This is a genomic window from Streptomyces sp. R33 (assembly GCF_041200175.1).
Classification (GTDB): Bacteria; Actinomycetota; Actinomycetes; order Streptomycetales; family Streptomycetaceae; genus Streptomyces; species Streptomyces katrae_B.
The window spans coordinates 1,619,469-1,633,260 of record NZ_CP165727.1; the positions used below are offsets into that span (position 1 = coordinate 1,619,469).

A 13,792-nucleotide genomic window follows, 5' to 3' on the forward strand; every position below is an offset into this window, starting at 1 on the left:
CACTCCGACAAGCGCCCACTCACATCTCAACCGGGCACCAAAATGGGACAAACAACGCGCAGTCGCATCCCACGCCGGACCGTGCCGGCGGTTGGCGGTCTATGTCCAGCCCCAGACGGCCGTCAGCCGCCAAGCCGGGAGGAGCGCGTAGCGAATTGATGCGTCCGCGGGCCCACTCCTACCGGCAGGGGCATCTGGTCGCTGTCTGGTGCAGGTTGACCCTGCCTGGGTGCGGAAAGTGCTTCCTATGGGCCCTTCAGGGGACCTTGGCCTCCCCCTGGCCCCATCCTGCTCCGGCTCGGCGGTCCTGGGCACTGACTCCGGATGGACAGGGGCTCCTGCTCGGCATCTCTGATCGGGGCTGGTCGGAATCCGAACCCCCCGGCCATCCTTCGGGGGCGTCCCGGCAGTCTGTTGTCTTTCCGGGGTGGGCCGGGCAGTCAAGGGTGGCCGAAGGCCATCGCGAAGCGACGCGACGACGAAGGAGGAGCGCCCTTGACGGCCCGGACCGCCCCGGAAGGACAGTGGACTGACGGGACGCCCCCGGACACTCCTCCGACACCGCTCACACATACCCCGCCCCCACGCCCCGGCCGACCTTTCCGCCGCCGCCCCCGTCACCCCGCCCCCCACGCCCCGGCTGACCTTTCCGCCGCCGCCCCCGCGACCCCGCCCCGCGTCCCGCCCGCCCCTCCCGACACCGCTCACACCCCGCCCCCTGACCCCCGGCCGCCACCCCTCCCGCCCCCGTCCGCCACACCACTCCCCGCCCCTCAACAACCCGTTGAAAGATCCCCGGTCTGCAGTAAGTTTCTCTTGGGAACTAACTGCCAGCGAGCATGACAACAAAGGGGAGCGGGAGCACACATGGCTCAGCATCAGCAGACGTGGACCGCCGTCGACGATTACTTCGACGGGCTGCTCGTCGAGGAGGACGAGGCGTTGGCCGCCGCGAACGTCGACTCCGATGCCGCGGGGCTGCCCGCGCATCAAGTGGCTCCGAATCAGGGGAAGCTGCTCAACCTCCTCGCGCGCATCCACGGCGCCCGCACCATCCTCGAGATCGGCACGCTCGGCGGCTACAGCACCATCTGGCTGGCCCGGGCCCTGCCCGCCGGCGGGCGGCTCGTCACGCTCGAGGTCGACGAGCACTGCGCCGACGTCGCCGCCGCGAACATCGCCCGGGCGGGGCTGGACGAGGTCGTCGAGATCCGGCGCGGCCGGGCCGTCGACCTGCTGCCCGGGCTCAGGGACCAGGCCCCGTTCGACCTCGTCTTCATCGACGCCGACAAGCCGTCGAACCCGGACTACCTCGAGTGGGCCCTCGAGCTCACCCGTCCCGGCAGCATCATCGTCGGCGACAACGTCGTCCGCGACGGCGCCGTCGTCGACCCCGACAGCACCGACCCGCGCGTGCAGGGCGTCCGCCGGTTCACCGAACTCATCGCCGAGCACCCGAGGCTGACGGCGACCGCCCTCCAGACCGTCGGCAGCAAGGGCTACGACGGTTTCGTCCTCGCCCTGGTCACCGACTGACCGGCGCTGCCGCGCCGAGGGGGCTCGAACCAGTAACCTCACCCGAATGACGGCACTTTCCCACCACGGTTCCGACCCCATCGAGCAGCCCGGGCGCGGCGGGGCCACCGCCACCACCGAGGCCGATCCGCATGCCATCGGGCCGGTGCGCACCGAGTACGCGCCCGACAAGGACGGTGACCCCGACCCCGGCGAGATCGTCTGGACCTGGGTCCCCTACGAGGAGAACGACGGCCGCGGCAAGGACCGCCCGGTGCTGGTCGTCGCCCGGGAGGCGGGCGGGCGGACGCTGCTGGCCGTACAGCTGTCCAGCAAGCGGCACGACAACGACCGGGAGTGGGTGCCGATCGGGACCGGGCCGTGGGACGGTGCCGGGCGGGAGTCCTGGGTCGACGTGGACCGGGTGCTGCGCGTGCACGAGGCGGGCATGCGGCGTGAGGCGTGCGCCCTGGACCGGGGCCGGTTCCAGCTGGTCGTGAACCGGCTCCGCGAGCGCTACGGCTGGCGGTAGCCGGCCGGCCGCAGTCGCTGCCTCGGCGGCTGATCAGCCGCCGAGGCCGGCCAGGCCGGTCTCGGCGTAGTGCGGCCAGGTTCCGGCCTGTGCAGCGGGCAGGGCGACCCAGTCCTTGAAGGGGCGCCCCGCCCCGGAGGGGTCGAAGAGTTCGGAGCCGGGCAGGGACAGCGCCTCGGTGTGTGCCGGGGTGCCCACGCCGAGTTTCACGGCGAGGGCATCGCCGTTGAGGCAGGCGAAGACCTTCCCGTGGGCCTTGAGGGCGCGGGCGCCGAACATGGCACCCGCGGTGACGCCGCGCGGCGCGAGGTCGGCGGCGATGTGGTCGAACAGCGTGTCGGGGTCGGTCACACGACGAGTATGGCGGCCCCCACCGGCATCAGCCCGGCAGTCCCGGCCCGGCAAGACCCTGCCCGCCCTCCCCCGCCGTCCCCTTCACCCGCTCGGCCGACCCCGCCCCCTACCCTCCGAACCCCGCGAAAGCCCGCTCGAACGCCTCCCGGGGTCCGGGATCGCGGTCCAGCACCCCGAACACCACCCGTTCGAAGACCCCCGCGAAGCGCCCCGCCAGCAGTGCCCGGAAGGCCTCCGCGACCTCCGCGGGGTCGTTCTGGAACACCCCGCATCCCCACGCCCCCAGCACCAGCCGCGGATACCCGTGCAGCGTCGCCGTCTCCAGGACGCGCTCCGCGCGCCGGGCCAGCGCCGCCGGGATCTCGGCGGCGCGCTCCGGCTCCTGGCGGCGGATGGTGCCCGCGTTCGGTGCCGGGGAAGTGAGGAAGCCCGCCCGGAAGGGGGTGTCGAGCAGTTCGCCGCGGTCGTCGCGGAAGACGGGCACCCCGGGCGAGTGAATCACCCGGTCGGTGTAGAAGGTGCTGGTCCCCGCGCGGTGGATCTCGTAGTACTCGGGGGCCTCCAGCAGGGTCTCGTACAGGGCCGAGGCGCGGCACAGCGCCTCCTCCTGGGCCTTGGCCCCCCGGACGTAGCCGCCCCCGGGATTACGGGCCGAGGCGAAGTTCAGGACGGCCACCGCAGCCCCGCAGACCGTCGCCGGAGCGTCTGCCGCGAGCCTACGGGCTGCGACCGTGCTGCTCTCCCCGGTGACCTCGACGGCCGTTTCGCAGCGCTCGGCGGGAAGGTTCTTGTCTGGAATGACCTGGTCTGGCCCATATATTCTGGTTCCGGCCCTGGCTTCCGTCAGGGCGGCGGCGAGGGAGACCTGCCGCCCCGACCGCGTCCGGTACCCGCCGGCCGCCACGATGGTCGCGTTTTCCCGCGCGATCTCGCGCAATCTGCTGCTCACGTCGCCATCATCGGCAGTGCGGTCCACCCGCGGCCAGAGATTTTTCTGCGCGGTGGCCCGTTCCCACCTTTCAGGCCGACAAGGACGGGTAGGCATGGACAAGTCACACCACTGGACAGGAGACCCGTCCATGCCTCAGGACTCACCTGCACCACCGGCCCCCCAGACAGCAGGCGCCTCAACCGCGCTCAGCGAGACCGCCGCCGAGGATCTGATCCACGGCATCTGTTTCAAGACCGGCCCGCCCCGCACAATCGGTGCCGAGCTCGAATGGCTCGTACTGGATGCCGAGCGGCCCGGTCGGATATTGCCGCCCGAGCGGCTGACCGCCGCGCACGACGCGGCCCGCGCCCTGTCCCTGAATTCCCGGCTCAGCATCGAGCCCGGCGGCCAGCTGGAGCTCAGCTCGGCCCCCGCCCCCTCCCTCTCCGGCTGCCTGGACGGCCTGCAGGCCGATCTGACCGCCGTCCGATCCGCCCTGAGGTCCCAGGGCCTGGTCCTCCACGGGACCGGCCGGGATCCGCGTCTGCCACTGCGCCGGCTGCTGTCCAGCCCGCGCTACGACGCGATGGAGATCCACTTCGACCGCACCGGCCCGGCCGGCCGCGCCATGATGTGTTCCTCCGCCTCCGTGCAGGTCTGCGTGGACGCGGGGTACGAGGAGCCCGGCCCCCTCGGGTACGGCAGGCGCTGGCGGCTGGCTCATCTGCTGGGCGCCGTGTTCGTGGCCGCCTTCGCCAACTCCCCCGCGCACGAAGGCCCGTACGCCGGCTGGCGGTGCGCCCGCCAGGGGATCTGGCGGGACATCGACGCCCGGCGGGCGCTCGCCCCGCCGCCGGACGCCGAACCGCGGGCCGGGTGGACCCGGCACGCGCTGGACACCGAGGTGATGTGCGTACGGTCGCACGACGGCGGGCCCTGGGCGGCACCGCGCGGGCTGACCTTCCGCGACTGGATCCGGGCCGGCGCGGGCGCCGACGGCGCCCTCGGCCCGAACGACACCCGGAGCCCGAACGGCACCCGGAGCCCGGACGGCCTGCGGCCGCCCACCGCCGAGGACCTGGAGTACCACCTGACCACACTGTTCCCGCCGGTGCGCCCGCGCGGCCACCTGGAGTTCCGGATGATCGACGCCCAGCCCGGCGACGACGGCTGGCTGGTCCCGGTGGCGGTCGTGCACGCCCTGTTCGACGACCCGGAGGCCGCCGAGAGCGCGTACCGGGTGGCGAAGGCGCTGGCCGACACGCACGGTTCGCGGCCCGCTCCGCGCAACCCTCTGTGGCAGTCCGCCGCGCAGCACGGCCTGGCCGATCCGGAGCTGCGCACGGCCGCGGCCGCCTGTTTCCGGGCCGCTGCCGAGGCGCTGCCGCGGCTCGGCGCGAGCCGTCACGTCCAGGACGTGGTCGGCGCGTTCACGGAACGCTTCGTACTCCGCGGCCGCTGCCCGGCCGACGACGGATTCCTTCAGCTCACCGGGACGGGGGCCCGCTCATGACCGCATCGCCTTCCGCTGATTCCGCGGACCGGACACACAGGGGCCCGGCGCCGGCGGACAGGACGCCCGCGGACCTGCGCGAGCGCGCCTTCGCGGCCCTCACCGCCGCCCGCGCCCGTACGGCGCTGCTCACCGATGCGGTGAGCGACCGGGACCTCACCGAACAGCACTCCCCGCTGATGTCCCCGCTGGTGTGGGACCTGGCGCACATCGGGAACCAGGAGGAGCTCTGGCTGCTGCGCAACGTGGCGGGGCACGAGTCCCTGCACCCGGAGATCGACCCCCTCTACGACGCCTTCCGGCATCCGCGCGCGGAGCGGCCGAAGCTGCCCCTGCTGGGCCCTGCCGAGGCCCGGCGCTACACGGCCGAGGTGCGCGACCGGGTCTTCCACCTGCTGGAGCGCACCGCGCTGGAGGGCTCCGCGCTGCTGGACGACGGCTTCGCCTTCGGGATGATCGCCCAGCACGAACAGCAGCACGACGAGACCATGCTGATCACCCATCAGCTGCGCCGGGGCGGGCCGGTGCTCACCGCCCCGGATCCGGATCCGCCACAGGGCGCGGCCCCGCCCGCACCCGAGGTCCTGGTCCCCGGCGGCCCGTTCACGATGGGCACGTCGGCCGAGCCGTGGTCGCTGGACAACGAGCGGCCCGCGCACACCCGGGACACCGGGCCGTTCTGGATCGACACGGTGCCGGTGACCAATGCCGCGTACCAGGCGTTCATCGCGGACGGCGGCTACCGGGACGAGCGCTGGTGGGCCGCCGAAGGCTGGGACCAGATACGCCGGCACGGGATCGAGGCGCCGCTGTTCTGGCGCCGGGAGGCCGGGCAGTGGCTGCGCCGCCGCTTCGGCGTGACCGAGCAGGTGCCCGCCGACGAGCCCGTGCTGCACGTCAGCTGGTACGAGGCGGACGCGTACGCCCGCTGGGCGGGGCGGCGGCTGCCCTCGGAGGCGGAGTGGGAGAAGGCCGCCCGGCACGACCCCGCCACCGGCCGCTCCACCCGCTACCCCTGGGGTGACGAGGACCCGACCCCCGCGCACGCCAACCTCGGGCAGCGGCATCTGCGTCCGGCGCCGGCGGGCAGCTACCCGGCCGGGGCGTCCCCGCTCGGGGTGCGCCAGCTGATCGGCGACGTGTGGGAGTGGACCTCCTCCGACTTCCTGCCGTACCCGGGGTTCCGGGCGTTCCCGTACCGCGAGTACTCGGAGGTGTTCTTCGGCCCGGAGCACAAGGTGCTGCGCGGCGGCTCGTTCGCCGTGGACCCGGTGGCCTGCCGGGGCACGTTCCGCAACTGGGACCTGCCGGTGCGCCGGCAGATCTTCTCCGGCTTCCGGACCGCGAGGGACGTCTGATGTGCCGGCATATCGCGTTCCTGGGGCCGGAGGCGCCCCTGGCCCGGCTGCTGAGCGAGCCGGAGCACTCCCTCGTGCGGCAGTCCTGGGAGCCGCGCCGGCAGCGCCACGGCACGGTCAACGCGGACGGCTTCGGCGTCGGCTGGTACGCGGAGGGCGACCCGGTCCCCGCCCGCTACCGGCGGGCCGGGCCGATCTGGGGCGACCTGAACTTCGCCGATCTGGCCCGCGTGGTACGGACCCGGGCCGCGCTGGCCGCGGTACGGGACGCCACCGTGTTCGGGGCGGACGGGGAGGCCGCGGCGGCGCCGTTCGCGTCCGGGCCGTGGCTGTTCAGCCACAACGGTGCGGTGCGCGGCTGGCCCGAGGCGGCGGCGCCGCTCACGGCCGTCCTGGGGCCCGAGGAGCTGCTGTCGCTGGCCGCGGGCACGGACTCGGCGCTGATCTGGGCGCTGGTGCTGCACCGGCTGCAGCGGGGGGACGACCTCGGCACGGCGCTCGCCGAGCCGGTGCGGGAGGTCGCGGCGGCCTCGCCCGACTCCCGGCTGAACCTGCTGCTGACCGACGGCACCGGTATCGCCGCGACGGCCTGGGGCGATTCGCTCTGGTACCTGGCCGACACGGTGCATCCGGCCGACGGGGCGCGTCCCGGCGGTGCGGCACGTCCGACCGACACGGCGCATCCCCCCGACACCGCGGCGGAGCGCATCGTGGTGGCGTCCGAGCCGTACGACGACGACCCCCGCTGGTGCGAAGTACCCGACCGGACCCTGCTGACCACCCATGGCACACGCGTCGTCCTGACCCCGCTGAAGGAGACCTCCCAGTGAGCGACTTCCAGTTGACCCGCACCCTCGACGAGCACGCCGCCGAGACCGCGCTGCGCGCGGACGTCCTGCACGGACTGACGGTGTCCCCCAAGGTGCTGCCGCCCAAGTGGTTCTACGACGCCAAGGGCAGTGAACTCTTCGAGGAGATAACCCGGTTGCCGGAGTACTATCCGACGCGCGCCGAGCGGGAGATCCTGCTGGCGCGGGCCGGGGAGATCGCCTCGGCGAGCGGGGCGCGCACGCTGGTGGAGCTGGGTTCCGGCTCCTCGGAGAAGACCCGGCACCTGATCGAGGCGATGCCCGTGCTGGACACGTACATCCCGGTGGACGTGAGCGGGAGCGCCCTGGAGGGGGCGGCCGAGACCCTGCTGGCGGAGCACCCGGGACTGCGGGTGCACGCGCTGGTGGCCGACTTCACGAAGCCGCTGCAGCTCCCGCCGTCTCCCGGGCCGCGGCTGGTGGTGTTCCTGGGCGGCACGATCGGCAATCTGCTGCCTCCGGAGCGTGCCGCGTTCCTGGCCTCCGTACGGGCGATGCTGTCGCCCGGCGACGCCCTGCTGGTGGGGACGGACCTGGTGAAGGACGAGGCGGTCCTGGTGGCGGCGTACGACGACGCGCAGGGGGTGACGGCCGAGTTCAACAAGAACGTCCTGGCCGTCGTCAACCGGGAGCTGGGCGCGGATTTCCACACGGACGACTTCGCGCACGTCGCGGTGTGGAATCGGGAGCACGAGTGGATCGAGATGCGGCTGCGGGCCCGGTCCGAACTGGTGGTGAAGGTCCGGGCGCTGGATCTGGTGGTGCCGTTCGCGGCGGGTGAGGAGATCCTGACGGAGGTCTCCGCGAAGTTCCGTCAGGAAGGTGTACGGAAGGAACTCGCCGAGGCGGGGCTGGAGTTGACGCAGTGGTGGACGGACGCCGAGGGCCGCTTCGCACTGTCCCTGGCGGTGGCCGACGGCGGGGCCGGCTGGGCCGGCACCCCTGCGAGCAGTGAGGAGGCGGGGACGGAGCCGGAGGCGAGCGCCGCCTGAGCCGCGGCCGCGAGCTCCCGCCGGTCCGTGTGACGGCCCGGCGGGATCCGCGGCAGCAGCCGGACCTCGGCCCGCACCCCGCGGGCCTTCGCGATCCGCCACAGGGAGGCGGTCAGCGTGTCGTCCCCGACGAAGGCGGGCGCAGCGGCGAGGCTCCCGTCCGGCAGCCGGTACGCGAGCCGGACGGGCTGTACGGGCACCCGGGCGTCCAGGGCGGACTGGAAGGCGGCCCTCCGGAAGGGGCCCTGGGCGCGCCCGCACCAGGTGCTGCCCTCGGGGAAGACGGTGACGCGGTCGCCGGCCAGCAGGGCGCGGGTGATGGTGTCGACGGTGTCGGGGAGGGCGCGGATCCGGTCCCGCTCGATGAACAGGGTTCCGCTCTGCCGGGAGAGCGGGCCGAGCACCGGCCAGTCGCGGATGTCGCTCTTGGCCAGCATCCGGCAGGGCAGGGCGGCGGCGACGAGCGGTATGTCCAGCCAGGAGATGTGGTTGGCGACGATCAGGCGGCCGCCGTCCGGGCCGGGACTCCCGTGCACGGTGACCCGTATGCCGAAGGCCCGGACCAGGGCGGTCGCCCAGGCCCGCACCAGCGCGTGGCGGGGGCGGGCGGGAAGCAGCCGGACCGGCGGGGCGCCCAGGATCCCGAGCAGGATCAGGGCGACGGCGGCGGTGAGCCGGAGCACCGCGCGGGCAGTGCTCGCTCTGTCCCCCTCGTGGCCGGCGCAGGCCTGGGGGGTACAGGGCGAGGTGGGCAGCCAGACGCTCATGCGGCCGGGGCGAGCGAGAGGAAGTGCTTGAGGTAGCGCGGGTTGGTGCGCCGCAGGGAGAGCAGGACGTAGAGGTCGGCGCAGCCGAACTCGGCGTCGAGGGCGGGCTCGCCGCAGACCCAGGCGCCCAGGCGCAGGTAGCCGCGCAGCAGCGGGGGCAGCTCCGTGCGCGCCGGGAAGGTGATGCCGTCCGGGTTCCAGGGCAGGTGGGGGGTGACCCGGTACTCCTCGGGGGCGAGGTTGCGGGTGAGGACGTTCGCGCGGGTGGCGGCGGCCAGGACCCCGCCGTCGGCGAGCGGTATCGAGCAGCAGCCGGCGAGCCAGTTGTGGCCGGAGCTGTCCATGTAGCGGGCGAGGCCGGCCCAGATCAGGGCGATGACGGCGCCGTTGCGGTGGTGGGGGTGGACGCAGGAGCGGCCGACCTCGACGAGGTCGGGGCGGACCGGGGCGAGGGCGGAGAGGTCGAACTCGCTCTCGGAATAGAGCCGGCCGGCGACGGCGGCGCGCTCCGGGGGCAGCAGCCGGTAGGTGCCGACGACCTGCTCGGTCTCCTCCTCGACGACGAGGAGGTGGTCGCAGTACGCGTCGAAGGCGTCGGAGTCCAGGCCGGGCTCGGGTCCGTCGAGGCGGGCGCCGAGCTCGCCGGCGAAGACCTGGTGGCGCAGCCGCTGGGCGGCGCGCACCTCGTCCTCGTTGCGGGCGAGGCGGACGGCGTAGCGGGGGGTGGCGGTGAGGTCGGCGGGTGCCGCGACGGACGCGGCCGGGGCGACGGCGGCGGGGACGGCCGCGGTGGTGACGGTGGGCGTCACGGTGGGGGGAAGGGTGGACGGGGACAGGGGGGCGATGGTCATGGCGGCTCCTGATCCGGGCACGGAAGCCAGGCCGGCAGGTGTGGTGGCCTGGCTCCTTTACTTCTTCCGTGACCGGCTGGATTCGACATGACCGCTCAGCGGCACTTGGATGTGCGGACGCTGAACTCGGCGGGCTCAGCGGTCGGCGCCCAGGACCTTGGTGATCGCGTCCGAGGCCGCCTCGGCGGCCCGCCGGGGGTCCTGGCCGGTGAGTACGGCCGTCATGTAGGGCTTGATCGGGTTCTGGGCCTCGACCTGGGCCCAGCGGGCGGACTTCGGGGTGGCCCGGCCCTGGGCGGCTCCGGGCGCCATGCTCGCGGCGCCCTCGTTGCCGTCGACCACGTGCGCGAGGGTGGTCTTGTTCGGTACGTAGCTCATCGTGCGGGCGAGCTCGGTCTGCCAGGTTTCGCTGACCAGCGCGGTGATCACGTCGACGGCGTGGGCCCGCTGCTTCGTCCGTTCCGGGATGATCAGGTCCGAGCCGCCGGTGAAGACGGCGCCGGGCTTGTCGGAGGTCTTTCCGGGGATCGGGAAGAAGCCGAGCTTGCCCTTGAGCGCGGGGTTGGCGGCTTCGATCGCGGCGGCCTGGCCGGGCGGGGCGATGATCTGGGCGACCCGGCCGCGGGCGAAGACCTCGGACTGCGGGGGCGTCTCCTCGTCGGCGTCCTTGGGCCCGTCGCCGAGGGCCTGCAGCTGCTTGTAGAACTCCATGCCGGCCAGGGCCTTCTCGTCGCCCAGGGTGCCGGCCCACTGTCCGCTGGTCTCGACGGCGAGGTCGCCGCCCTCGTCCCAGATGAAGCCGGCGAGGACGTACCAGTTCTGCCCGGCCAGGTAGATGCCCTGCTGGTCGCCCTTGTCGAGCTTCTGGGTGGCCTGGATCCAGTCCTGCCGGTTCCTGGGCGGGGTCTTGATCCCGGCGTTCGCGAAGAGGTCCTTGTTGTAGATCACCACCCGGTTGGCGGCGTACCAGGGGATTCCGTACTGGGCCCCGTTGATGCTTCCCGGGTCGGAGAGGCCCTTGAGCCAGTCCGTGTTGCCCCACTCGCGCAGACCCTCGAGGGTGAGTTCGGACAGGCCTCCGGCCTCGATGTACTGGGCGACCTGCGTGTTGCCGACCTCGATGACGTCGGCGCTCTCGCTGCTCCTGCCGGCGAGCACGGCGTTGACCTTCTCGCCGATGCCCGTCCATTCCTGGATCTTGACGTCGAGGTCGACGCCGGGGTGGTCCTTCTCGAAGGAGGCGGTGAACTTCGTGATGAAGTCCTGCGACGCGCTGCCCTTCATCAGCCAGAGCGTCACCTTCTGCGTCCCTTCGGCCGGTCCTTCGAGCCGGCTGCATCCGGTGAGGGCGGTCGCGGCGACGAGGGTGGTGCACACGGTGAGGAGGCGCATCTTCACGAGGGGTCACCTTCTGGGGATCGATCTCAGACGGATCTCAGATGGCTTGAAATTGGCATAGACCAATGGGCGGGTCAAGGGCCTTTCGCCCGGGACTGTTCACGCAAAGTTCGCGGAGGCGGACTTACTGGGGCACCGTAGAACGAGGCACAAGCACCCACCGTCGGGAGACTCCATGTCCAACCACACCTACCGGGTGACCGAGATCGTCGGCACCTCCCCCGAGGGCATCGACCAGGCCATCCGCAACGGGATCACCCGGGCGGGCCAGACCCTGCGCAACCTGGACTGGTTCGAGGTCACACAGGTACGCGGCCACATCGAGAACGGCGCGGTGGCCCACTACCAGGTAGGCCTGAAGGTCGGCTTCCGCCTGGACGGCGAGGACTGAGCGCGGCGGGAACGCAATGGCCCCGACCACCGGGGCCGGGCCAGGGCAAAGGCCCGGCCCCGGTGGGCGGGGCCGCCCGCGTAGTGCGGGGCAACGGGCACGCGGACCCCGATCGCACCCGTGCGCTCCCCCGCCGGGGTGGTTCCCGGGGCCCAGTGGGCGCAGTGCGGCACGGCTCGTGGGGGTGTGGGCGGGGTGCAGTACGAAGCTGTGCGCTGCTCCCTGCACCCCGCGAGCCCGGAGGTCCGTACGCCCATGACCCACGCACAGCTGACACCGGCGCAACGGCGGCGCCGTAGGCCGGGCAGCAAGACCGGCGCACTTGCCGCCGCGCTCGGTGTGGCGCTCGTACTCGCGCTGCCCGGCACCGCGGCGGCCGCACCCGGCGATCCGGATCCGGCGTTCGGGTCCGACGGCCGGGTGGTCACCTCGTTCCCCGGCTTCGCGGAGGGCCACGACATCGCGCGGCAGGCCGACGGCAAGCTGGTCGTGGTGGGGCAGAGCGAGGGCGGTTTCGCGCTCGCCCGCTACGGCACCAACGGCAGCCTCGACCCCGCCTTCGCCGGGGACGGTACGGTCACCAGCGACTTCGGCGGCGGCAGCCACTCGGCCAATGCGGTGGCGATCCAGCCCTCGGACGGGAAGATCGTCGTGGCGGGCACCACCGAGGTGATCGCGGAGGAGGGCGGCGGCTGCTGCTTCTTCTCCGTGGCCCGCTACAACCCCGACGGCAGCCCGGACACGGGCTTCGGCGACGACGGTCTCGTTCGGGTCGACGAGTTCGGCGGCTCCGCGGACGGCGCGGACGTGGCGGTGCAGCCCGACGGCAAGATCATCGCCGCGGGCAAGGGCGGAGGCGGAGGCTTTGCGCTGGTCCGCCTCGACACCGGCGGAAACCTGGACCCGAGCCTCGGCGGCGACGGCGCGGTGGTCGCGGGGTTCACGCCCGCCTCGCCCCAGGACGCCGGCGGCATCGCCCGCGGCATGGCCCTCCAGCCGGACGGCAAGATCCTCTCGGTCGGCTACGTGGGCAACACCGCCTTCGACATCGGCGTGGCCCGGTACCTCCCCAACGGCAGCCTCGACCCCGCCTTCAGCGGTGACGGCATGGTGACCGCGGACTTCGGCGGCACCGAGTTCGGCAACGCCGTGGCGGTGCAGCCGGACGGCAAGATCGTCGCCGCGGGTTCCCGCGACACCGGCGTCGCCCTCCTGCGCTACAACGCCAATGGCAGCCCTGACACCGGGTTCGGCACCGGCGGGCGCACCTCCGTCAGCTTCCCCGGCGACCGCGGAACCGCGAACGCCATGGCGCTCCAGCAGAACGGCAAGATCGTCCTCGCCGGCCAGGCCGACGACCCGAACAGCTCCGAGGCCAACGACTTCGGGCTGGTCCGCTTCAACGCCAACGGCACGGTGGACACCGGCTTCGGCGGCGACGGCTTCGTCGTCACCGGCTTCGGGGACTTCGACGAGGCCCGCGGGGTGCTCGTACAACCGGACGGGAACATCGTCGCGGCGGGCTACGGGGCGGGCCACGCCTTCGCCCTCGCCCGCTACGAGGGCGGCGACGGCACCCCGCCGCCCCCGCCCCCGGCGAGAGCGGACCTGTCGGTGACGAAGTCGGGTACGGCCACCGTGAGCATCGGGGACCGCGCCTCGTACACGGTGACGGTCTCCAACTCGGCGGCCTCCACCGCCACCGCCACCGGCGTCACGCTGACGGACACGCTGTCCGGCGCCGGTGCGGGCCTCACCTCGGCCGCTGCCTCGCAAGGCACGTGTACGACCACCGCTACCGGGGCCAACTGCGCCCTCGGCTCGCTGGCGCCGGGTGCGAGCGCGACGGTCACGGTGACGGCCGAACCCCGCGCCACGGGCACGCTCACGAACACGGCGAACGTCAGCGCCTCGCAGCAGGACCCGTCGACCACCGACAACCAGGCCACCGCGACCACTTCGGTGAACAACGCCCGCGGCTGCACGATCGTCGGCACCACCGGCGCGGACACGCTGACCGGCGGCTACGGCAACGACGTGATCTGCGCCCTCGGCGGCAACGACACCGTCCGCGCGAGCTACGGCAACGACACCGTCCACGGCGGCTACGGCAACGACGACATCGACGGCGGCTTCGGCGACGACTCCCTGAACGGCGGACCGGGCAACGACACCCTGACCGGCAACTACGGGAACGACCGCCTCACCACCACCGATGCCGTCTCGGGCAACGACACCGCCAACGGCTCAGCCGGCACCGACACCTGCACCACCGACCCGGGCGACATCCGCATCAGCTGCCCCTGACCGGCTGCCGACGC

General features: G+C 73.0%; 12 protein-coding genes and 1 pseudogene. 8 read left to right on the forward strand and 5 right to left on the reverse strand.

Annotation, left to right across the window (positions count from 1 at the left end; genetic code table 11):
- The first annotated feature begins 867 nt into the window (after positions 1-867).
- Positions 868-1,536 carry an O-methyltransferase gene (locus AB5J51_RS07920; protein WP_369777282.1) on the forward strand — a complete coding sequence of 223 codons (669 nt, stop codon included), beginning with the start codon at positions 868-870 and terminating at the stop codon, positions 1,534-1,536.
- 46 nt (positions 1,537-1,582) lie between these two features.
- Positions 1,583-2,047 carry a type II toxin-antitoxin system PemK/MazF family toxin gene (locus tag AB5J51_RS07925; RefSeq protein WP_362625913.1) on the forward strand — a complete coding sequence of 155 codons (465 nt, stop codon included), beginning with the start codon at positions 1,583-1,585 and terminating at the stop codon, positions 2,045-2,047.
- Positions 2,048-2,080: 33 nt separating this feature from the next.
- Here the strand turns inward: AB5J51_RS07925 and AB5J51_RS07930 are convergent, their stop codons facing one another.
- Positions 2,081-2,398: a hypothetical protein gene (locus AB5J51_RS07930; RefSeq protein ID WP_133896224.1), complete on the reverse strand. Its 318-nt coding sequence runs from the start codon at positions 2,396-2,398 to the stop codon at positions 2,081-2,083.
- 109 nt (positions 2,399-2,507) lie between these two features.
- Entirely contained in the window at positions 2,508-3,350 is an 843-nt protein-coding gene (locus AB5J51_RS07935) for a TIGR02452 family protein (RefSeq protein ID WP_369777283.1), read from the reverse strand.
- A gap of 130 nt (positions 3,351-3,480) precedes the next feature.
- Here AB5J51_RS07935 and egtA point away from each other — a divergent pair, with 130 nt between their 5' ends.
- Genes egtA through egtD form a run of 4 tightly spaced genes read left to right on the forward strand, consistent with a single transcriptional unit; the run spans position 3,481 to position 8,064 of the window.
- On the forward strand, positions 3,481-4,845 hold the full coding sequence (egtA, locus tag AB5J51_RS07940; protein ID WP_369777284.1) for an ergothioneine biosynthesis glutamate--cysteine ligase EgtA: 1,365 nt from the start codon (positions 3,481-3,483) through the stop codon (positions 4,843-4,845).
- The gene (gene egtB / locus AB5J51_RS07945; protein ID WP_053789547.1) at positions 4,842-6,203 is read left to right on the forward strand and encodes an ergothioneine biosynthesis protein EgtB; all 1,362 of its coding nucleotides are present in this window, start codon (positions 4,842-4,844) and stop codon (positions 6,201-6,203) included. The genes egtA and egtB overlap by 4 nt, the downstream gene beginning before the upstream one ends.
- A complete protein-coding gene (gene egtC / locus AB5J51_RS07950; protein ID WP_053789548.1) occupies positions 6,203-7,033 on the forward strand; it encodes an ergothioneine biosynthesis protein EgtC in 831 nt (276 codons plus the stop codon). Before egtB ends, egtC begins: the two co-directional genes overlap by 1 nt.
- Positions 7,030-8,064, forward strand: coding sequence for an L-histidine N(alpha)-methyltransferase (egtD, locus tag AB5J51_RS07955; RefSeq protein WP_369777285.1), 1,035 nt, complete (start codon positions 7,030-7,032; stop codon positions 8,062-8,064). Before egtC ends, egtD begins: the two co-directional genes overlap by 4 nt.
- A 239-nt stretch (positions 8,065-8,303) precedes the next feature.
- Here egtD and AB5J51_RS07960 read toward each other — a convergent pair.
- The 3 genes and pseudogenes from AB5J51_RS07960 to AB5J51_RS07970 form a co-directional block, all read right to left on the reverse strand.
- Positions 8,304-8,831: pseudogene (locus AB5J51_RS07960) on the reverse strand (lysophospholipid acyltransferase family protein); the annotation flags it as partial.
- Entirely contained in the window at positions 8,828-9,682 is an 855-nt protein-coding gene (locus tag AB5J51_RS07965; protein WP_369777286.1) for a GNAT family N-acetyltransferase, read from the reverse strand. The gene AB5J51_RS07965 and the pseudogene AB5J51_RS07960, both read right to left, overlap by 4 nt.
- Positions 9,683-9,817: 135 nt before the next feature.
- Positions 9,818-11,080: an extracellular solute-binding protein gene (locus AB5J51_RS07970; protein WP_369777287.1), complete on the reverse strand. Its 1,263-nt coding sequence runs from the start codon at positions 11,078-11,080 to the stop codon at positions 9,818-9,820.
- Positions 11,081-11,255: 175 nt separating this feature from the next.
- Here AB5J51_RS07970 and AB5J51_RS07975 point away from each other — a divergent pair, with 175 nt between their 5' ends.
- Together AB5J51_RS07975 and AB5J51_RS07980 are read left to right on the forward strand one after the other, a co-directional pair.
- On the forward strand, positions 11,256-11,471 hold the full coding sequence (locus AB5J51_RS07975) for a dodecin (protein ID WP_030301252.1): 216 nt from the start codon (positions 11,256-11,258) through the stop codon (positions 11,469-11,471).
- Positions 11,472-11,666: 195 nt separating this feature from the next.
- Entirely contained in the window at positions 11,667-13,778 is a 2,112-nt protein-coding gene (locus AB5J51_RS07980) for a calcium-binding protein (RefSeq protein WP_369777288.1), read from the forward strand.
- The last annotated feature ends 14 nt before the right edge of the window (positions 13,779-13,792 follow it).

Coding starts and splice junctions, on each gene's coding strand:
- AB5J51_RS07920 (WP_369777282.1), top strand. CDS start 868: ATGGCTCAGCATCAGCAGACGTGGACCGCCGTCGACGATTACTTCGAC.
- AB5J51_RS07925 (WP_362625913.1), top strand. CDS start 1,583: ATGACGGCACTTTCCCACCACGGTTCCGACCCCATCGAGCAGCCCGGG.
- egtA (WP_369777284.1), top strand. CDS start 3,481: ATGCCTCAGGACTCACCTGCACCACCGGCCCCCCAGACAGCAGGCGCC.
- egtB (WP_053789547.1), top strand. CDS start 4,842: ATGACCGCATCGCCTTCCGCTGATTCCGCGGACCGGACACACAGGGGC.
- egtC (WP_053789548.1), top strand. CDS start 6,203: ATGTGCCGGCATATCGCGTTCCTGGGGCCGGAGGCGCCCCTGGCCCGG.
- AB5J51_RS07965 (WP_369777286.1), bottom strand. CDS start 9,682: ATGACCATCGCCCCCCTGTCCCCGTCCACCCTTCCCCCCACCGTGACG.
- AB5J51_RS07975 (WP_030301252.1), top strand. CDS start 11,256: ATGTCCAACCACACCTACCGGGTGACCGAGATCGTCGGCACCTCCCCC.